The sequence below is a fragment of the Micromonospora sp. HM5-17 genome (assembly GCF_003762835.1).
Taxonomy (GTDB): domain Bacteria; phylum Actinomycetota; class Actinomycetes; order Mycobacteriales; family Micromonosporaceae; genus Plantactinospora.
In genome coordinates, this window is the sequence record NZ_RJWA01000014.1 from 45,025 (window position 1) to 64,520 (window position 19,496).

General features: G+C 72.1%; 16 protein-coding genes and 1 riboswitch. Of the genes, 12 read left to right on the top strand and 4 right to left on the bottom strand.

The annotated features are described in order from the left end of the window. Nucleotides 1-4: 4 nt before the first annotated feature. Complete coding sequence (locus EF879_RS25510) at nucleotides 5-808, bottom strand: polysaccharide deacetylase family protein (protein WP_123562965.1); 804 nt, start codon at nucleotides 806-808, stop codon at nucleotides 5-7. 252 nt (nucleotides 809-1,060) lie between these two features. Between EF879_RS25510 and EF879_RS25515 the strand changes: the two genes are divergently transcribed. The 9 genes from EF879_RS25515 (at nucleotide 1,061) to fusA (ending at nucleotide 11,378) form a co-directional block, all read left to right on the top strand. Continuing rightward, nucleotides 1,061-2,095: an SDR family oxidoreductase gene (locus tag EF879_RS25515; protein WP_123562967.1), complete on the top strand. Its 1,035-nt coding sequence runs from the start codon at nucleotides 1,061-1,063 to the stop codon at nucleotides 2,093-2,095. A 346-nt stretch (nucleotides 2,096-2,441) separates the two neighbouring features. Continuing rightward, nucleotides 2,442-2,573: riboswitch (cyclic di-AMP (ydaO/yuaA leader) on the top strand. 3 nt (nucleotides 2,574-2,576) lie between these two features. Continuing rightward, entirely contained in the window at nucleotides 2,577-3,581 is a 1,005-nt protein-coding gene (locus EF879_RS25520; protein WP_123562968.1) for a hypothetical protein, read from the top strand. A 136-nt stretch (nucleotides 3,582-3,717) separates the two neighbouring features. After that, on the top strand, nucleotides 3,718-4,674 hold the full coding sequence (locus EF879_RS25525) for a cation diffusion facilitator family transporter (RefSeq protein ID WP_123562970.1): 957 nt from the start codon (nucleotides 3,718-3,720) through the stop codon (nucleotides 4,672-4,674). Nucleotides 4,675-4,711: 37 nt separating this feature from the next. After that, the gene (locus EF879_RS25530) at nucleotides 4,712-5,230 is read left to right on the top strand and encodes an O-acetyl-ADP-ribose deacetylase (protein WP_123562972.1); all 519 of its coding nucleotides are present in this window, start codon (nucleotides 4,712-4,714) and stop codon (nucleotides 5,228-5,230) included. Between the two features lie 150 nt (nucleotides 5,231-5,380). Continuing rightward, nucleotides 5,381-6,673 (top strand): sugar ABC transporter substrate-binding protein, encoded by a 1,293-nt coding sequence (locus EF879_RS25535; RefSeq protein WP_233604751.1) that lies wholly within the window; start codon nucleotides 5,381-5,383, stop codon nucleotides 6,671-6,673. Further along, nucleotides 6,666-7,220, top strand: coding sequence for a hypothetical protein (locus EF879_RS27810; protein ID WP_199736606.1), 555 nt, complete (start codon nucleotides 6,666-6,668; stop codon nucleotides 7,218-7,220). Before EF879_RS25535 ends, EF879_RS27810 begins: the two co-directional genes overlap by 8 nt. Then, entirely contained in the window at nucleotides 7,124-7,747 is a 624-nt protein-coding gene (locus EF879_RS25540; protein WP_199736607.1) for a carbohydrate ABC transporter permease, read from the top strand. The genes EF879_RS27810 and EF879_RS25540 overlap by 97 nt, the downstream gene beginning before the upstream one ends. Next, nucleotides 7,737-8,579, top strand: a complete 843-nt coding sequence (locus EF879_RS25545; RefSeq protein ID WP_233604752.1) for a carbohydrate ABC transporter permease — start codon at nucleotides 7,737-7,739, stop codon at nucleotides 8,577-8,579. The genes EF879_RS25540 and EF879_RS25545 overlap by 11 nt, the downstream gene beginning before the upstream one ends. Before the next feature lie 690 nt (nucleotides 8,580-9,269). Further along, nucleotides 9,270-11,378: an elongation factor G gene (gene fusA, locus EF879_RS25550; protein ID WP_123562977.1), complete on the top strand. Its 2,109-nt coding sequence runs from the start codon at nucleotides 9,270-9,272 to the stop codon at nucleotides 11,376-11,378. A gap of 209 nt (nucleotides 11,379-11,587) precedes the next feature. On the opposite strand, the gene EF879_RS25555 is transcribed toward fusA, so the two are convergent. The 3 genes from EF879_RS25555 to EF879_RS25565 form a co-directional block, all read right to left on the bottom strand. Further along, nucleotides 11,588-12,874, bottom strand: a complete 1,287-nt coding sequence (locus EF879_RS25555; RefSeq protein ID WP_233604753.1) for a phosphodiester glycosidase family protein — start codon at nucleotides 12,872-12,874, stop codon at nucleotides 11,588-11,590. A gap of 106 nt (nucleotides 12,875-12,980) precedes the next feature. Next, complete coding sequence (locus EF879_RS25560; protein WP_123562979.1) at nucleotides 12,981-13,466, bottom strand: ATP-binding protein; 486 nt, start codon at nucleotides 13,464-13,466, stop codon at nucleotides 12,981-12,983. Nucleotides 13,467-13,655: 189 nt separating this feature from the next. Continuing rightward, entirely contained in the window at nucleotides 13,656-14,480 is an 825-nt protein-coding gene (locus EF879_RS25565) for a FadR/GntR family transcriptional regulator (RefSeq protein WP_123563036.1), read from the bottom strand. A 312-nt stretch (nucleotides 14,481-14,792) separates the two neighbouring features. Between EF879_RS25565 and EF879_RS25570 the strand changes: the two genes are divergently transcribed. From EF879_RS25570 to EF879_RS25580, 3 genes are all read left to right on the top strand, one after another. Then, nucleotides 14,793-16,403, top strand: coding sequence for an ABC transporter substrate-binding protein (locus EF879_RS25570; RefSeq protein ID WP_123562981.1), 1,611 nt, complete (start codon nucleotides 14,793-14,795; stop codon nucleotides 16,401-16,403). 165 nt (nucleotides 16,404-16,568) lie between these two features. Continuing rightward, nucleotides 16,569-17,528 carry an ABC transporter permease gene (locus EF879_RS25575; protein ID WP_123562983.1) on the top strand — a complete coding sequence of 320 codons (960 nt, stop codon included), beginning with the start codon at nucleotides 16,569-16,571 and terminating at the stop codon, nucleotides 17,526-17,528. Next, entirely contained in the window at nucleotides 17,528-19,495 is a 1,968-nt protein-coding gene (locus tag EF879_RS25580; RefSeq protein WP_123562985.1) for a dipeptide/oligopeptide/nickel ABC transporter permease/ATP-binding protein, read from the top strand. The genes EF879_RS25575 and EF879_RS25580 overlap by 1 nt, the downstream gene beginning before the upstream one ends. Nucleotide 19,496: the final 1 nt, after the last annotated feature.

Consider the following 19,496-nt stretch of genomic DNA (forward strand, 5'->3'; position numbering starts at 1 on the left):
TCGCTCAGCCGCTGGCCTCCAGGCGACCGGGGAAGCCTGACCGTGCCCGCCGCGCCGGTGTCTCCCTCCGGCCCGCGCCGTGCTCGCCGAGCGGGCCGACCCGCCACCCCCGACGCCGGCACTCGTCGAGCAGGTGGGGCAGGGCGGCCAGGCTGGCTCGCCAGGCGCCGGGTGCGGAGGTGCAGTCGGAGTCGTGCAGCAGCACGGTGCCACCGTCGGTCAGGCCGGACCGAAGGGTACGCAGCACCGAGGAGCGGGTCGCCGTTCTCGTCCAGTCCCGGCCCCAGCAGGTCCAGAGCACCGGGGTCAGGCCGAGCCGGCGGGCCGCCATCAGCGCGGCGGCGCTGAACACGCCGTACGGCGGCCGGAAGAACCGGGGCGGCCGGCCGGTCACCGCCCGGATCAGCTCCTGGGTCCGGGCCAGGTCGCGGTACGTCGCGTGCGGGCCGCGGAGCAGGAGGTTGTGGTGGGACCAGCCGTGCACCGCCACCTCGTGCCCGGCGGCGACGAGGTCGAGGCCGAGTTCCGGCGCCCGGTTCAGCATGGAGCCGAGGAGGAAGAACGTCGCGCGGGTCCGGTAGGCGGCGAGCGTCTCCAGGAAGTGCGGGGTCGACGCCGGGTCCGGGCCGTCGTCGAAGGTCAACGCGACGTGGCCGGGTACGCCCCGACCGCTGAGCCGGGGGAAGAACCGCAGCCGGATGCCCGGCAGCGCGGTCACCGCGGGCGCGACCTGCGCCGCTAGCGCGGCACCGAGCGTCGTCGCCGGTACCGCGCGTGCATGCACTCGTTCCTCCGCCCGCCACCCCATCGCCGTTCCTCCGCCCGCCATCCCGTCGCCGGTCCCCGCCCGCGCCCCGTCCCGGCGGATACCCCGGGAATGCCGCGGCCATCCTCACCTGGACGGGTGACGGCGTGGACGCTCCGGCAGCCGGGGGGAGTACCGGAGGAGCGCGTCGGTTTGCCGGCGTACGGAGTGGGTAGCGGGTACGTCGCTGGTGGAGAGTGTGTGGCACCTCGGCCGAGGCGCCCGGGGCGACCAGGGTGGACCAGAGGAGCGCAGATGCGGGGCCGACCTGCGCCGCGGGTAGCGGTGATCACCGGAGCGAGCGCGGGAGTGGGCCGGGCGGTCGCCCAACTGCTGGCGCCCCGGGGGACTCGGATCGCCCTGCTGGCCCGGGGCGAGGCCGGGCTGCGCGGCGCCGCCGAGGATGTCCGGGCCAGGGGCGGGGAGGCGCTGCCGATCGAGACCGACGTGTCGGACCACCGGCAGGTCGAGGCGGCGGCGGACCGCGCCACCCGCGAACTCGGCCCCATCGACCTGTGGGTGAACGCCGCCTTCGCCTCGGTGTTCGCGCCCTTCACCGAGACCCGGCCGGAGGAGTTCCGCCGGGTGACCGAGGTGACCTACCTGGGCTACGTCCACGGCACCCAGGCCGCACTCGCCCGGATGCTGCCGCGCGGCTCGGGAACCATCGTGCAGGTGGGATCGGCGCTGGCGTACCGCTCGATCCCGCTGCAGTCCGCGTACTGCGGGGCCAAGCACGCCATCGTCGGCTTCACCACGGCGCTCCGCACCGAACTGCTGCACGACCGTAGCGGCGTACGGGTCACCATGGTGCACCTGCCGGCGGTGAACACGCCGCAGTTCGGGTGGGTCCTCGCCCGGCTGCGCAACCAGCCCCAGCCCGTACCGCCGATCTACCAGCCCGAGGTGGCCGCCCGAGCCGTGTTGTACGCCGCCGCGCGGCCCGGCCGGCGCGAGTACTGGGTCGGCCGCTCGACCGTCGGCGCCATCGTCGGCAACCGCCTCGTCCCCGGGCTGCTCGACCGGTACCTGGCGCGCTCCGCCTATCGGTCGCAGCAGACGGACGAGCCGCTGGACCCGCGGCGGCCGGTCAACCTGTGGCACCCGGTCGACGGCCGCGACGGGACCGACCACGGCGCGCACGGTTCCTTCGACGAGCGGTCGACCCGGCACAGCCCGCAGGTGTGGCTGTCCCAGCACCGGGAGGCACTGGTCGCCGGGGCGATCGCGGCCGGCGCCGCGGTGGCGGCCTGCCGGCCGTGGCGGGCCGGGCACCTCGGGCGTCGGTGATCCGACCGACCCGGCCGCGGTCGACGGTGGCCGGACACCGTGACCCAGCGTGGTTGTCCACAGCGTCGTGGGCGCCGGCGCGGGTGCCGTGTCGTCACGGTCGACGACCGACCATCCTGGACGTCGGTGCCTCCCGCACGCTGCGGGTACGCGCTTCGTAAATGATCGACCTCGGATGGTGAATGGAAAACGAGTAGAGAGTGTTGTCGATCCTATTTATGCGTCGCGATTACTGATAGTCGTTGCTTCGCAACAATTTTTTCCGTGAATCGGGCCTTGCCATTGCGGAAGTGGCACCGGGTATGCTGTCTGCCGTTCATCGCCGCCGGGCACCGGCTGGTGCCGGCGCTGATCGCCGCCTAATCGCCGCGTGGCGAGCCGGGGACCCAGGTTCCTGGGGTGAATCCGCGACAGCGGTAGGGACAACTTCCATCCCGAACCCGTCAGCTAACCCGGTCGGCGGCCGACGGAAGGGATACATGTGAGGGCACCCCTACGCCACAGGCTGGCGCTTGCCCTGGCACTGGTCACCGCGGTATCGCTGATCGCCGCTCCGTCTCCAGCCTCGGCGGCACCGAAGCCGGGCCCGGAGGGAGAGGTCGAGACGCCGCTGCTCGGTGACGTGCTCGCCGACGCGGGCAAGCGGTACGCCGAGGCCAAGGCCGCGCTCAAGAAGTCCGAGAAGCGGCAGAAGGAACTCGCCAGGCAGCTCGAGGAGGCGCAGGCCCGGGTCGACGCGCTCGCCCCGGAGGCGACTGAGATCGCTGCCGAGTCGTACCGGACCGGGAAGCTCAGCGCGGTGTCGATGCTGCTGAACAGCGCCACCTCGGAGTCCTTCCTCCAGCGGATGGCCGCGCTGGACGAGCTGAACCTGATCAACAACCAGAAGCTGCGGGCGCTGAACGAGGCACGCCAGCAGGTCAGCGCCGCCAAGGCGGCGGTCGACGCCGAGATCGAGAAGCAGAAGGCCGCCAAGAAGGTCATCGAGAAGCAGAAGACCGATGCCGAGAAGGCGCTGGCCCTGGTCGGCGGCATCAGTCGGCCGAACAAGGGCCTGGTCGACGCCACCTCCCCGGTCGCCCGGCCCGGCCCCGGGATGGAGGACGGTTTTCCGCCGTTGCCGTGCAACCAGGACGATCCGACCACCAGCGGCTGCATCACCGCCCGCACGCTGCACATGTACAAGGAGGTCAGGCGGGCCGGGTTCAACCGGTTCGTCGGCTGCTACCGGCCGGGCGGGCCGTACGAGCACCCGAAGGGACGTGCCTGTGACTGGTCGTTGATCAAGTCCGGCTTTCGCCGGGCCGCGAACAACGACGAGATGAAGTACGGCAACGACCTCGCCGCCTTCCTGGTCCGTAACGCGGACCGGCTCGGCATCCTCTACGTGATCTGGTACAAGGAGATCTGGTTCCCCGCGACCGGCTGGAAGTCCTACAGCGGCGCGAGTGACCACACGGACCACGTCCACGTGTCGATGTTGTAGCGACCCGAGCCCGGGCGCCGAACCGCCCCGCCACCCCCGGTGGCGGGGCGGTTCGCGTTCTGATATCCACTTCCAGTTTGCATATATAGCGATGTCCGCATACGTTGTCCTGGCGGTGGGACGACGGAGGTGACAGATGGGGGCCGGACACGACCACGCCAGTCCGCTCAGCTGGGCAGGGCAGCGGCACCGCCGGCGGCTCTGGTGGGCGTTCGGGGTGCTGACGCTCTCCATGGTCGGGCAGGCCGCCGCCGCCTGGTGGACCGGTTCCCTCGCGCTCCTCTCCGACGCGGGTCACATGTTCACCGACGTGCTGGGCATCGGCATGGCGCTGGCGGCGATCACCGCCGCCGGCCGGACGTCGAAGGATCCGCAGCGCACGTTCGGCCTGTACCGGTTGGAGGTGCTCGCCGCGCTGGCGAACGCGGTGCTCCTCTCCGGCGTGGCGCTCGTCGTCCTGGTGGAGGCGGTACGCCGGATCGGCGAGCCACCCGAGGTCGCGGCCGGCCCGATGCTGGCGGTCGCGGTCGGCGGCCTGGCCGCGAACGTGGTCGCCCTTCTGCTGCTGCGGGTCGGCGCCCGGGAGAGCCTCAACCTGCGCGGCGCCTACCTGGAGGTCCTCGGTGACCTGCTCGGCTCGGTCGGCGTGATCGTCGCCGCCGTGGTCATCGCGACGACCGGCTGGCGGTACGCAGACCCGCTCGTCGCCGTCGCGGTCGGACTGCTCATCCTGCCCCGCACCTGGCGGCTGGCGTTGGCGGCCGGACGGGTGCTGGTGCAGGCGGCGCCGGCGCACCTCGACGTTGCGCGGGTCCGGGAGCGGCTGCGGGCCCTCGACGGCGTCACCGACCTGCACGATCTGCACGTCTGGACCCTCACCTCCGGCATGGAGGTCGTTTCCGCGCACCTCGCCGTCACCGACACCGCCGACGTGGGCGACGTCCTGGCGTCGGCCCGGCGACGGTTGCACGACGAGTTCGGCATCGACCACGCGACCCTCCAGGTCGAGCCGCCGAGCCCGAAGCCGCTCTGCCCCGAGGGGCCGTCCTGCGCCTGGACCGGGCCCCAGCCGCCGGTCCGGTTCGCCGGCTGAGCCCACCCGGGCGGGTTCGGCCTGGCATCATCGCGCCATGACCACCATCGAGGTCGTACTCGGAGACATCACCCGGGAAGAGGTCGACGCGATCGTCAACGCCGCGAACCCGTCGCTGCGGGGTGGTGGCGGGGTGGACGGCGCGATCCACCGCGCCGCCGGACCACGGTTGGCCGAGGCGGGCGCGGCCGTCGGGCCCTGCCCGCCCGGCGAGGCGGTGGCGACGCCCGCCTTCGACCTCGATCCGCCGGTCCGGCACGTCATCCACACCGTGGGTCCGGTGTGGAGGGGTGGAGGCCACGGCGAGGCCGAGGTGCTCGCCTCCTGCTACCGCCGCTGCCTGGCGGTCGCGGACCAGATCGGCGCCCGCAGCGTGGCCTTTCCGGCCATCGCCACCGGAATCTACGGCTTCCCGCCCGAGCGGGCGGCGCGGATCGCGGTCGGGACCCTGCGCGCCACGTCGTCCACCGTGGAGCGGATCCGGCTGGTCGCCTTCGACGAGACCACCCGGGACCTGCTCCGGGCCGCCCTGGAGGCTGACACTCCGCAGGGCTGAGGGTCCGGGTCGAGGCACGATCCCCGGCGGTGAGGTGAGCAGGGCCACCGTTTGACATCCGTTACTCGATACATTTCGATGGATCGATGACGATCGGTGGACCCGCCGATCGCTTCCGTGTAGGCGTCGGGGGTAGGCATGAGATTCCGGATGGTCGGAGCGATCGCCGCGGTGGCCCTGCTGCTCGGTCCGGTGGCTGCGTGCGGCGACGACGGCGGGGGCGACGACCGCACCCTGGTCTACTGGGCCAGCAACCAGGCGTCCAGCCTCGACGAGGACCGACGGATCCTCCGCCCGGAGCTGGACAAGTTCGAGCGGGCGACCGGGATCAGGGTGGAGCTGGAGGTGATCGGTTGGCCCGACCTGCTCAACCGGATCCTGGCGGCCACCACCTCCGGCCAGGGGCCGGACGTACTCAACATCGGCAACACCTGGGCCGCCTCGCTCCAGGCCACCGGCGCCTTCCTGCCCTTCGGCGACGCAGAGATCGCCGCGCTCGGCGGGCGGGAACGATTCCTCGGGCCGAGCTTCGCGGCCACCGGCGCCGAGGGGCAACCGCCCACCTCGATTCCGCTCTACGGCCTGGCGTACGGGCTCTTCTACCACAAGCGGCTCTTCGCCGAGGCCGGCATCACCACCCCACCGAAGAACTGGACGGAGTTCGTCGAGGTCGGCAAGCGGCTGACCAGGGGCGACCAGTGGGGTCTGGCGATCGAGGGCGCGAGCTACACCGAGAACGCCCACCACGCGTTCATCTTCGGTCAGCAGCACGGGGCGGACTTCTTCGACGTCCTCGGCCGGCCGCGGTTCGCCGAACACCACCACGTCATGGCGGTCAAGCAGTACCTCGACTTCATGGCGACCCACAAGATCGTCAACCCGAGCAACGCCGAGTACACCACGCCGCCCCAGCCGATCGGCGACTTCGCCAACGGCAAGGCGGCGATGCTGCTCTGGCAGAACAGCGCGCTGAACGTCCTGGCCACCCTCGGGATGAGCCCCGACGAGTACGGCGTGGCGCCGCCCCCGATCGCGGATCCGCTGCCTCCCGGGGGCCGGCGGGTCAACAGCCACGTGGCCGGGATCAACATCTCGGTCTTCAAGAACACCGACAACCGGGAGGGTGCGCTGGAGCTGGTGAGGTTCCTGACCAGCGTCGAGGAGCAGCGGATCCTGAACAAGGCGTTCGGATCGCTGCCCGTGGTGACGGACGCGTACGCCGACCCCGCCTTCCAGACCCCACAGCTCAAGGTCTTCCAGGAGGTGCTCGCCACCACCGCCGCGCCGCTGCCCCAGGTGCCGCAGGAGAGCCAGTTCGAGACGACCGTGGGGACCGCGATGCGGGACCTCTTCGCCCGGGTGGCGAGCGGGCAGCCGGTCGGCGAGGCGGAGGTCCACGCGGCGCTGCTGAAGGCGCAGCAGGAGATGGGTGCCGGTGGCTGACCGCTCCGGGCCGGCCGCGACACCCACCGGCGGGCCGGCTCCTGGCGGCACGGACGTCGGCCCGACGGGCCCGGAACGGACGGGGGCCGGTGGGACGGTCCCGAGCGGAGTCCCGGGGTCCCGGCTCGCCCGGGCCGTTCGGGGCCGGTGGCGGCCGGCCGGCGCCGGGGCGGGGTGGCGCCGGCCCGGGCTGGCGTACCTGCTCCTGGCGCCGGCGCTCGTCCTGGAACTGCTCGTCCACCTCGTACCGATGGCGGTCGGGATCTGGATGAGCTTCCGCGAACTGACGCAGTTCTTCATCCGTGACTGGGCGGCGGCACCGTACGCGGGGTGGCGTAACTATCGGGTGGCGCTCGACCTCGACTCGGCGCTCGGCGCCGCGCTGGTCCGCTCGCTCGGGATCACCGTCGCGTACGCGCTGCTGGTGGTCGCCGGGTCGTGGTCGGCTTCATGGCGGCCCTGCTGCTCCAGCGCCCGATGCGCGTCCGGGGACTGCTGCGCACCCTCTTCCTGGTCCCGTACGCGCTGCCCGCCTACGCGGCGGTGATCGCCTGGAGCTTCATGTTCCAGCGCGACACCGGCATGCTCAACCACCTGCTCGTGGACAACCTGGGCCTGACCGACGACCGGCCGTTCTGGCTGATCGGTGACCGTAGCTTTCTCGCCGTCGTCGCGGTCTCGATCTGGCGGCACTGGCCGTTCGCGTTCCTGATCATCATGGCCGGGATGCAGAACGTCGCCACCGAGCTCTACGAGGCGGCGGCGATCGACGGCGCCGGACCGGCACAGCAGATCCGCCGGGTCACCCTGCCGATGCTCCGGCCGGTCAACCTGGTGCTGGTCCTGGTGCTCTTCCTTTGGACCTTCAACGACTTCAGCACGCCGTACGTGCTCTTCGGACCCGCGGCGCCGGAACAGGCGGACCTGATCTCGATCCACATCTACCAGAGTTCCTTCGTCACCTGGAACTTCGGGCTCGGCTCGGCGATGTCCGTGCTGCTGCTGCTCTTCCTGCTCGCGGTCACCGTCGGGTACCTGCTGTTGACGTCAGGGAGGCGCCGCCGTGCTCTTTGAGCCCCGCTGGTTCCGCTGGGTCCGCCGGGTGGGCCTGGTCTGCTTCGCCGGCCTCGTCCTGCTCCCGCTGTACGTCATGGCGACCTCGGCCGTCAAGCCGCTGCGCGACGTGCAGGGCACCTTCCGGTGGATCCCGTCCGAGCTGACCCTGCGCCCGTTCGTCGACATCTGGCGGACGATCCCGCTCGGCCGCTACTTCGTCAACAGCGTGGTGGTCGCCACCACCGCCGCGATCTGCTCGGTGCTGGTCGCGATCGTCGCGGCGTACGCGATCAGCCGGTTCCGGTTCCCCGGCCGCCGTCTCTTCTCGGTCACCGTGCTCTCCACCCAGATGCTTCCGGGCATCCTGTTCCTGCTCCCGCTCTTCCTCATCTACGTCAACCTCGACCGGCTCACCGGCATCACCCTGTACGGCTCCCGGCTCGGCCTGGTCGTCACCTATCTGACCTTCTCGCTGCCGTTCTCGATCTGGATGCTCGTCGGCTACTTCAACGCGATTCCCCGCGAACTGGACGAGGCCGCCCTGGTCGACGGCGCCGGCCCGGTCGGCGCGCTGGTCCGGGTGGTGCTGCCGGTCGCCGTTCCCGGCGTGGTGGCGGTCGCGGTCTACGCCTTCGTGACCGCGTGGAGCGAGGTGCTGTTCGCCTCGATCATGACGAGTGAGCAGAGCCGGACCCTGCCGGTCGGGCTGCAGCTGTACTCCAGCCAGGCGGGCGTCTACTGGAACCAGGTGATGGCCGCCTCCCTGGTGGTCAGCGTCCCGGTCGCGGCCGGCTTCCTGCTGCTGCAACGCTTCCTGGTCCAGGGCCTCACCGCCGGCGCGGTGCGGTAACCACCCCGACCGTGCGGTGACCGTGCAGGTGGATGACCGGCTGGGCAGCGCGGATCACCGGGCGTGCGGTGGCTGCCCCGGCCGATGGGGGAGCCGGCCGGGTCGGCGCGGGGCGCCGGGCGGGAAAGTCGCTTCCGGGGCCCGCGCCGGACCCGGTATGGTCGGAATGATCCACGCGCGGCCACGATCCGGCCGCGCCACCATGCCAGTGAGGGGAGCCGGCCGTGCAGTACCGCACCGCTGTGGTCATTCCTCCGTCACGGCACGAGGTGATTCTGGCGTCTTCGTCGGCGTCCGGAGTCGGCCCGCGCGGCTGACCCCGGCTTTCGCGACGAACCACTGACACCGACCGTCCGCCGGGGCTGGGTCCCTGACCGGCGGGACGCCCGGTCGCGTACCCCCCGGAACCGCGCTGGCGGGAACGCCCGCCCGGCTCCGGGTGCCGACACCGATCCGGGTACGTCCCCGCGCCGCTGACCGGTCGCCCCCACAGCCCACGGCCGCCGCCCACCACCCCCGCGCGCCGCCCGGACACGCGCGCCCGCGCGGCGGTGTGTCGGACGGCGCCGGTCGCGATCGCCCTGGCCCAGGCGCCGGTCCGTCCACGTCGGACCCCGCTGGTGACCGGGTGGGTCGGGTTCGTCGCCCATCGCGCCGTCCCGAAGTCATCGTCCAGGAAGGCACCCGACCGTGCGTACCAACCCGCACCGCAGCACTCTCGACCACCTGACCCGTACCCGCAACCTCGGCATCCTCGCCCACGTCGACGCCGGCAAGACCACGATCACCGAACGGATCCTGTACGTCACCGGCGCCACCCACCGGCGGGGCGAGGTGCACGACGGCACCACGGTCACCGACTTCGACCCCCAGGAGCGCAGCCGGGGCATCACCATCTTCGCCGCCGCCGTCAGTTGTACCTGGGACGACCACCGGATCAACCTGATCGACACCCCGGGCCACGTCGACTTCGCCGACGAGGTCGAACGGGCGCTGCGGGTGCTCGACGGGGCGATCGCCGTCTTCGACGGGGTCGCCGGGGTCGAACCGCAGAGCGAGTCGGTGTGGCGGCAGGCCGACCGGCACGGCGTTCCCCGGATCGCGTTCGTCAACAAGCTGGATCGGGCCGGCGCCGACCTGGACGCGGCGGTCCGGTCGATCCGGGACCGGCTCGGTGCCGTCCCGCTGGTGGTGCAGCTACCCATCGGCCGGGAGGACGGGTTCACCGGGGTGGTGGACCTGGTCGGCCTCCGGTCACTGGTCTGGCCCGAGGGCCAGGAGGCGTGTCAGGAGGGACCGGTGCCGGCGGAGCTGTGGGCCGAGGCGGTACGGCGACGCCGGGCGCTGGAGGAGGCGGTGGCCGAACTGCACCCGGCCGCGCTGGAGGAGTTCTGCGACCGGGGCGAGGTCAGCACGCCGACGCTGGTCGAGGCGCTGCGCGAGCTGACCCGTACCAATGCCGGAGTGGTGGTCCTCTGCGGCTCCGCGTACCGCAACCGGGGCATCGAGCCGCTGCTGGACGCGGTCGTCGCGTACCTGCCGTCGCCGGTGGACGTGCCCGCGGTGCGGGGCAGCTGGCACGGGGCCGAACTCCGTCGCCCCGCCGACCCGGCCGCGCCCTTCGCGGCCCTGGTGTTCAAGGTCATCGTCACCCCGACGGGACGGCTGACGTACCTGCGGGTCTACTCCGGCACGGTCCGGAGGGGAGAGTCGGTGCGGGACGCCGGCTCGGGGCGGACCGAACGGATCGCCCGGATCCTGCGGGTTCAGGCCGACCGGCACACCGGGGTCGACCAGGCGACGGCCGGGGACATCGTGGCCGTGGTCGGGCCAAAGGCCGCCCGGGCCGGGGCGACGCTCTGTGCCCCGGACGCGCCGCTGGTGTTCGAGCCGCCGGTCGTGGCCGAGCCGGTGGTCTCGGTGGCGGTCGAGGCCCGCCACAACACCGAGACGGAGCGGCTGGCCTCGGCACTGGCCCGGCTGGTCGAGGAGGATCCGTCGCTGGCACTGCGGACCGACGCCGAGACCGGCCAGACGGTGCTCTCCGGGCTCGGTGAACTGCACCTGGAGGTGGCGGTGGAGCGGATCCGCCGCGTCCACGGGCTGGCGGTCAGGGTCGGACGGCCGCAGGTGGCGTACCGGGAGACCGTCGTACGCGGGGTCTCCGGAGTGCTGTACCGGCACGTCAAGCAGGACGGCGGCGCCGGGCAGTTCGCCCACGTCGTCCTGGACGTGGCACCGCTGGCCGACGACACCGGCGGCATTCGGGAGTACGACGGCGGCGGGCTGGGCTTCGCGTTCGACTCGACCGTCGTCGGCGGCCGGGTGCCGAAGGAGTACGTCCGGGCGGTGGAGGCCGGCTGCCGGGACGCGCTCGCCGAGGGGCCGCTCGGCGGCCATCCGGTGACCGGGGTGCGGGTCACCCTGACCGACGGCGCGACCCACCCGAAGGACTCCTCGGAACTCGCGTTCCGGACCGCGGGCCGGCTCGCGCTGCGGGAGGCGCTCCGGGCCTGCCAGCTGGCGCTGCTGGAGCCGGTGGTCGAGGTCACGGTCACCGTGCCGGATGACGTCGTCGGCGGTGTCCTCGGCGACCTGGTCGCCCGGCGTGGCCGGATCGTCGGCTCGACCATCCGGGGCGGCATGGTGCTGGTCACCGCGATCGTGCCGCTGGCCGAGCTGTTCGGGTACGCGACCCGGCTACGGAGCCGGAGCCAGGGCCGGGGGACCTTCACCACCCGGCCGGTCGGGTACGCCCCGGCGCCGGCGGGGCTCGCCGAGACGACGCCTGCCGGGTAGGTCGACCGGGCGGGCCGGGTGCGATCCGCCCGGTCAACCGGGTGGCGCCGCGCCGGTGGCCGCCGGCCACGGGTCCGGCCGGTTCCGGTCCGCCCGATCATTCGGGCGGCGTTCCGGTCCGGCCGCCGTGGCCTCCGTTCCCTCCCGTCCCGGCCCGGTCCGGGGTGGGACGGGAGGGAGCCGGTCGCGTCCCTACGGGCTCGGATTGCTCACCCCAGTCGGGAGAAGACCCCGATGCCGTTCGGTACCGGCCGCTCGGCCCCGCCCGACGGGTGGTTGCGGACCTCGACCGCCGGGGCGCCGAGCCGTCGGGTGACCAGCGTCGTCGAGCCGCCGCCGTCGAGGTTCACCGCGTCGGTCGCGCCGAGGTCGCGCATCATCAGCGCCAGGTCGAGGATGGTGAGTCCCGGGCCCCCGCCGCCGTCGACGGCCAGCAGGTAGAGGCGGCGGCCGTTGGCGCTGACCCCGGCCGAGGTGCGGACGGCGGCGGTCCGAGCATCGAGCCCGTCCAGTGGCTGGCCGGCCCGCAGGATCGGGAACCCGCCGACCGCGAACCGGAACGGGACGTGGACGTTGGGCGCCAGATGGTAGCCGACGTGTACCCGGTCACCGACCTCCAGGTTCCGCAGTGTGGCCGCGCCCCGCTCCCGGCCGACCAGCACCACGGTGTCCCGGGGGATCGCACCGCTGCCCGGCTCGGTCGCCGTCGCCGTCACCCGGCCGCGACGGATCCGTACCTCGTACGTCTCGGTGCTGCACGGCGCGCTCCGTTGGGTGTCGGTGCCGCAGGTGGGACGCCGACGCGAGGCGCTGCCCCAGGCGTGGTCGAAGACGCCGATCCCGTCGACCGGCAACGCGTACTGGTTGAGGCCGTCGACCTCGAATCCGCCGCCGCGCCCGGTGGTGACCTTGCCCTGCAGGGTTACCCGGGCCAGCCGGCCGACCCGGTCGACCCCGACGCCGATGACATCCTCGGTCGAGGTGCCGGGCGGCAGCGCCGGCCCGAACCGCTGGCCGGTCGGGACCGCACCCTTCAGGTCCCGGCCGCCGGCGATCGCCGGACCGACCGACGCCCCGGTCACCTCGACCCCCGGCTGGGTGTTGCTGATGTTGAAGAAGTCGCCGTTGACCGCCGCGATCGCCCGCCGCTGGTCGGCCTGGGCCGAGATCGGTGCCCGGGCGGCGACGGCGCCGGCGGTGAGCAGGTCCACCGAGACCAGCGGGTTGCGCAGGTCGACCTCGACCAGGTGCGCGCGGACGGTCCCGCCGGCCGTGTCGCGGGTGAGTTCGCGGTACGTCACGCCGGGCGCGAGCATCTCGACGGCCGGGTCGTGCACCGGGCCCGTCGCGGCACTCGGGTTCGTGCCGGTGGCCGGGCTCGCCGCGGCGCTCGCGCCGGGGACGGAGACCAGAGTGAGCGTGAGGCCCAGCGCCAGCGACGCCAACGCGGTACGGGGCCGGCGGAGGAGTCTCGGGACGGCTGTTCGCAATCGCAACGGTGCCTCCGGATCAGACGACAGGGTGGCTACCGGAACCCTCTCGTCAGATCCGATCAAGGTCAACAAACAATCGCTGACCGGTGGGTATCCGTCCGTCAGTGGGTCAGCCGGCCCGTTCGGTGTCGGGACGGGCCGGCGCGCCGGTCCGGGCCGCCGGGCCGGGGGACGGGATCCGCATGCGTAGGCGGACCCGGACCCCGGTCGGGCCGCTCTCGAGCTCCATCGAGTCGGCGAGTTCGCTGGCGAGCCAGAGGCCCATCCCACCGTTGGCCGAGGGCTGCGGACGGGTCCGGGGAAGCGGCAGCCCCGGGGCGAGCCCGAAGCCATGGTCGCGGACCTCGCACACCAGGTCGCGGTCACGCCAGAGCCGGAGATAGCCCTGGCCGCCGCCATGCCGGACCGCGTTGGTCATCGCCTCGTTGATCGCCGTGACGAAGTCGTCGAGCCGGTCGCCGTCGAGCCCATTCGCGGAGAGGCACCGGGCCAGCTGGTGGCGTACCCGGGCGATCTGCTCGGAGTCGAAGCGGATGCGCAGCAGGGCGGCGTGCCGGCCGTCCGTCGGTTGACCGTCCAACGGACCGTCGGTCATGACGCCTCCAAGGGTCACCGGGGGGCGAGGTATCCCGGACGGTACCCCAGCGGAGCCCTCGCCAACCACGGCGCGAGGGCCGGCTCGGCGGGCCGGCGCTACCGTCACCACGGAGGATTTTACGGCCTATGGGTGATTCGGGGCTGGTTCTCCCCCTGGATGCGTCGTTGACCCGCCGTGATCCGGCCGTCACGCCCGCCGGCGGGCCCGGGCGAGCCGGTTGCGCACACCGTCGAAGTGCGCGCGGACGGCGGCCGCGGCCGCCGCCCGGTCGCCGCCGACGACCGCGGTGTGGATGTCCCGGTGCCGGCGGGCGACCTCGTCCGGGCTCTCACTGGGCGGGCCCAGGTCGTCGCGGAGCTGGTGGAAGACGTCCCAGAACGCGCCGAGCAGCTGACCGACCAGCGGGTTGCCGAGCGGCCGGTAGAGCACGTCGTGGAAGAGCCGGTCGGTCTCCGGTGAGACCTGGCCGCTCCGGGCCTCGTCCTCCATCCGCTCCAGGACGGCCTCGACCGCGGAGAGGTCGAGGTCCGGGCCGCGGTCGATGAGCTGGCCGACCAGGCCGACCTCCAGGAGCTCGCGGATCTCGATGAGGTAGCCGAGCTGGTTCCGCTCCTCCTGGAGGCTCATCCGACTGTGGAAGGTGAGCTCGTCGACCAGCCCGGTCAGGGACATCCGGCCGACGAACATGCCGAAGCCGTGGCGGATCTCCACGATCCCGATCGCCTGGAGCGCCTTGAGCGCCTCCCGGATCGAGTTACGGCTGATCCCGAGCTGCTCCATCAGCTCGGTCTCGGTCGGCAGTGGATCGCCGGTGTTGAGGCGGCGGGCCAGGATGATCTCCTTGACCGCCCTCTGGACCTCGGCGGCGCGGCTGGGACGCGGGCCGGTGGACCGGTCCGGGTCGGTTCGGCCGGCGCGGGGACGGTCGGAGGTGGTGGTCCGGCCCGCAGGGGTGCCACGCCGGTCGGCGGCGGCCCGGGTCGGCTCCGGCCGGGAACCGGTGGCGCTCACGCGGTCGTCCCCGGTGCGCCGGCCCCGGCGGGGGACCCGACGAAGCCACACATCCTACGACGGTCGTCGTTGGTTCGATCCCTTCTCGGGTGACGCCTCGAGGCCGACGCTCGAAACATCGCTGACATCTCCACGTCATCCTCTCTTGACCACGCCAGACCCGGCCTCTAGCCTCCAAGCTTAGCCTCTGGACGTGGGACGTAGTACGTCCAAGGTCATGAGAATCGCTGTGACCCACGACATCCCCGGGACCGGTCCGCCGTGTGTCCGGCGGCGACCGCCCTGCCAACTTCGACGCCTGTAGGAGGCACCGTGAGCGCCCCGCTATCCCGGTCCGGCCTCAGCCGACGCGATTTCCTGCGCTACAGCGGCACGATCAGTGCGGCGGCGACCATCGCGGCCGCCGTCTCCGCCTGCACGGGTCCGGCCTCGACCAGCTCGGTCGGTGCCGGCGACGACAAGGATCTGGTCACCGCCGTCATCGGCTACGGCAACGACCAGAGCTGGGACCCGACGATGACCGCCTCGGCCTTCTCCATGGCGGCCATCAACCACATCTACGAGGCGCTCGTCGAGACCGACCCGATCACCCGCGAGCCGTACCCGGCGCTCGCGACGGCGCTACCGGACCCGGCCGCGGACAGCTGGCGGTTCACCCTGCGGCCCGGCGCGAAGTGGCACGACGGGCAGCCGGTCACCGTCGACGACGTCCTGTTCACCTTCCAGCGGGTCCTCGACCCGGCCACGCTGGTCAGCTCCTTCTTCCGGACCTGGCTCAAGGAGGTCCGGAAGGTCGACGACACCAGCGTCGAGCTCGTCTTCCACTTCCCGTTCCCGGACGCGCTGCAGCGTCTCTCCATCGCCAAGATCATGCCGAAGCACGTCTTCGGCGTACCGGGCGGCTGGGACGCGGCGAAGGGGGGCAAGGCGGTGGGCTCCGGGCCGTACCGGCTGACCGCGCACAACCCGAAGTCGAACGACACCTTCGAGGCGTTCGCCGACTACAACGGACCGCGGCCGGCGCAGTTCAAGAGGATGAACTGGCTCTCCATCGTGGACGCCGCGGCCCGGGTCGCGAAGATCTCGGGCCAGCACGCCGAGGCGCAGATCGCGGACAACATCCCGTACGCCAACATCGAGCAGCTCCGGTCCTCCGGGCTGACCGTCGAGGGCGGCAAGGGCATGAACCACATGTTCCTGATGTTCAACACCGCCAACAAGCCGTTCGACGACGTCCGGGTGCGCCAGGCCCTGCTCTACGCGATCGACACCAAGACGATGATCGACGTCGCGCTCAAGGGGCACGGCACGCCCGCCAGCAGCTTCCTGAACGAGCAGAACCCGTCGTACGCCCGGGCGAAGACCGTCTACGACTACAACCCGGAGAAGGCGAAGCAGCTGCTCGCGGAGGCCGGCGTGACCAACCTGTCGATCACGCTGATGGCGGTCAACGTCAGCTGGATCGCCGACTGCCTGCCGACCATCGCGAACTCCTGGAACGCGATCGGCGTGAAGACCACGCTCCAGCCGCAGGACACCAGCGCGCTGTTCACCAAGATGGACCAGTCCCAGGACTACCAGGTGGTGGCGGCCGCCTCCAACCCGAACCAGTTCGGGCTCGACGCCGACCTCATCCTCCGCTACAACTACACGCCCGGCGGCACCTGGATGAAGTACACGAAGTGGGACGGCAGCCCGGTCGCCAAGTCCCTCTTCGCGCTGATGGACCAGGCGACCCGGGAGCCGGACCCGCAGAAGAAGCTGGCGCTGACCCACCAGTACCTGGACATAATCGCCGAGCAGGCGGTGCTCTACCCGGTGGTGCACACCGAACTGATGACCGCCTGGGACCCGAAGAAGCTCTCCGGGATCCGCGCCCAGGCGTACCCCGGAATCAACCTGCTCCAGGCGAAGCGGCTCTGAACCGCCGGTCGGGGCCGGTGCCACCGCGCCGGCCACGTCCGGCCCCGACCGGCGGTGCCCGCCCCGCCTCCGGTGGGCCCGCCGGTCGCGTTCCGGCGGGCCCCGCCCGCCATCCTGCTGACCATCCCTTCCCGGCCGGGAACCCGACGCCGAGGAGTTCCACCCGTGGCAGTCATCGCCAGAATGCTGGTGCGCCGCATACTCATCCTGATCCCGCTCCTGCTGGGCGTGATCGCATTCGTCTTCATCATCATGCGGTTTTCGCAGAACAAGCCGGAGTACGCCTACTTCCAGGGCGCCAACCCGACCCCGGAGCAGATTCGCCAGTTCCAGGAGGAGAACGGCCTGCTGGATCCGCTGCCGGTGCGCTACGTACGGTTCGTCGGCGACCTGCTCCAGGGCGACATGGGCACCAGCGTGCTGACCAAGGCCCCGGTATTGGACTCGGTGCTGACCGCGTTGCCGCTGACCCTGCAGCTCACCTTCCTCGGGCTGCTGATCGGGGTGGTGACCGCCCTGGTGTTCGGCGTCACCGCCGCACTGTTCCGGGACCGCTGGCCGGACCAGGTGATCCGGGTCGTGTCGCTGGCCGGGGTCGCCTCGCCCTCCTTCTGGCTGGCGCTGCTGATGATCCAGTGGCTCGCGGTGAAGCACGGGCTCTTCCCGACCGGCGGCTACATCAACCCGGCCGACTCGTTCGGCGGCTGGCTCCGCTCGATGACGCTGCCGGCGCTGGCGCTGTCGCTGCCGGTGGCCGCCCAGCTGACCCGGATCATCCGGACCTCGATGGTGGAGGAGCTGGACAAGGACTACGTACGGACCGCGATCGGCAGCGGCCTGCCACCGATCGTGGTGGTGGGCCGGAACGTCCTGCGTAACGCGTTGATCAACCCGCTGACCGTACTCGGCCTGCGGGTCGGCTACCTGCTCGGCGGCGCGGTGGTCATCGAGACGATCTTCGCGCTGCCCGGCATGGGGAAGTTGATGATCGAGGGGGTGACCAACGGTGACCCGGCGGTGGTGCAGGGGGTGGTCCTCACCATCGCGACCGGATTCGTGGTGGTCAACCTGATCGTCGACATCCTCTATCTCCTGCTCAACCCGAGGCTGAGGAGTGCCGGCTGATGCGACGAGGACTCACCACCCGGCTGTCCCGACCCGGGATCACGTTCCGCCGGCTCCCACCGCTGTCCTGGGTCGCGCTCGGGCTGTTGACCGTGATCGCCCTGGGCGCCATCTTCGCGCCGGTGCTCGCGCCACACTCGCCGCTCGAGCAGCAGTTGCACGGCGGCGGCCCGTCGGCCGCGCACTGGATGGGCCTGGACAGCGCCAACCGGGACATCCTGAGCCGGCTGCTGTACGGCGCCCGCTGGTCGTTGATCATCGGGCTCGGCTCGACCGGGCTGGCCCTGGTGGCGGGGGCGCTGATCGGCGCCGTCGCCGCCACCTCCCGGCGCTGGGTCGACGAGACCATCATGCGGGTCCTCGACGTGGTGATGGCGTTCCCCGGCATCGCCCTGGCGGCCGTGCTGGTGGCGGTCTTCGGAGGCGGGATCCCGGTACTGGTCGCCGCGATCGGCTTCGTCTACATGCCCTCGGTCGCCCGGGTGGTCCGGGCCAACGTCCTGGCCCAGTACGGCGAGGACTACGTGGCGGCCGAAAAGATCATCGGCGCGCGCACCCCGTACATCGTGGCGAAGCACGTGGCGATCAACTGCGCCGCGCCGATCCTGGTGTTCTGCACGGTGATGGTCGCCGACGCGATCGTCTTCGAGGCGTCGCTGTCGTTCATCGGCGCCGGGGTGCGGCCCCCGGACCCGTCCTGGGGCAGCGTCATCTCGGACGGCAAGAACATGGTGCTGCTGGGCGGCTGGTGGGCCACCGTCTTTCCCGGTCTGCTGATCCTGCTGACCGTGCTGGCGCTCAACATCCTCGCCGAGGGCATCTCCGACGCCTGGGCGGCTCCGGCGGCCCGGCGCCCGGTCGGGGCGAAGAAGGCGGTCGAGGGCGACGCCTGGGAGCAGGCGGTGCCGGGCTCCGGTGAGGTCACCGAACTGCCGGGGCTGGCCGAGGCGGCCCGCCGGCTGGCCGAACGGGCCCGCCCGGTGCCGGACGGCCCGCCCGTGCTGAGCGTGCGCAACCTCGCCATCGGCTTCGACGACCGGCACGACGGGGTCGACATCGTGGACGGCATCTCCTTCGACGTACGCCGCGGCGAGGTCCTGGGGCTGGTCGGAGAGTCGGGCTGCGGCAAGTCGCTCACCGCGCTGACCATCATGGGGCTCCAGCCCCGGGGCGCCCGGGTCCGAGGCGAGATCGAGTTCGACGGCAAGGACCTGCTCACGCTCTCCCGGTCGGCCCGGCGGCGGCTGCTCGGGCACGACATGGCGATGATCTACCAGGACGCGCTCTCCTCACTCAACCCGGCCATGACGATCAGGGCCCAGCTCAAGCAGGTGGTGCGGCGGGGCGGGCGGCGCAGCGCCACCGAGCTGCTGGAACTGGTCGGGCTGGACCCGCGGCGCACCCTGTCGGCGTACCCCCACGAACTCTCCGGCGGGCAGCGGCAGCGGGTGCTCATCGCGATGGCGCTCTCCCGGGATCCGAAGCTCATCGTCGCCGACGAGCCGACCACGGCACTGGACGTCACCGTGCAGGCACAGGTGATCGAGCTGCTGCTGCGGCTGCGGGCCGAACTGGGCTTCGCGCTGATCCTGGTGTCGCACGACCTGGCGCTGGTCGCCGACGTCACGGACCGGGTCGTGGTGATGTACGGCGGGCAGATTGTCGAGACCGGGGTCACCGCGAGCCTGGTCGGCGCCCCGGCACACCACTACGCCCGGGGCCTGCTCGGGTCGGTGCTGTCGCTGGAGGCCGGCGCGGCACGGCTCACCCAGATCCGGGGCGTGGTCCCCTCACCGGCCGACTTCCCGGCCGGATGCCGCTTCGCCGACCGCTGCCCGATGGCGAGCGAGGTCTGCCGTACCAAGACGCCGGCCCTGGTCGGCGAGGTGCACCGGCACGCGGTGGCCTGCCACCACCCGGCGCTGGAGATCGCCGCGCCGGCGGCCGTCGGAAGGGAGGCGCGCTGAC

Bases quoted from the DNA above. Each gene is read 5' to 3' on its own strand.
- EF879_RS25510 (WP_123562965.1), bottom strand. From the start codon at position 808: ATGGGGTGGCGGGCGGAGGAACGAGTGCATGCACGCGCGGTACCGGCG.
- EF879_RS25515 (WP_123562967.1), top strand. From the start codon at position 1,061: ATGCGGGGCCGACCTGCGCCGCGGGTAGCGGTGATCACCGGAGCGAGC.
- EF879_RS25535 (WP_233604751.1), top strand. From the start codon at position 5,381: ATGGTCGGAGCGATCGCCGCGGTGGCCCTGCTGCTCGGTCCGGTGGCT.
- EF879_RS25530 (WP_123562972.1), top strand. From the start codon at position 4,712: ATGACCACCATCGAGGTCGTACTCGGAGACATCACCCGGGAAGAGGTC.
- EF879_RS25580 (WP_123562985.1), top strand. From the start codon at position 17,528: ATGCGACGAGGACTCACCACCCGGCTGTCCCGACCCGGGATCACGTTC.
- EF879_RS25560 (WP_123562979.1), bottom strand. From the start codon at position 13,466: ATGACCGACGGTCCGTTGGACGGTCAACCGACGGACGGCCGGCACGCC.
- EF879_RS25540 (WP_199736607.1), top strand. From the start codon at position 7,124: ATGGCGGCCCTGCTGCTCCAGCGCCCGATGCGCGTCCGGGGACTGCTG.
- EF879_RS25525 (WP_123562970.1), top strand. From the start codon at position 3,718: ATGGGGGCCGGACACGACCACGCCAGTCCGCTCAGCTGGGCAGGGCAG.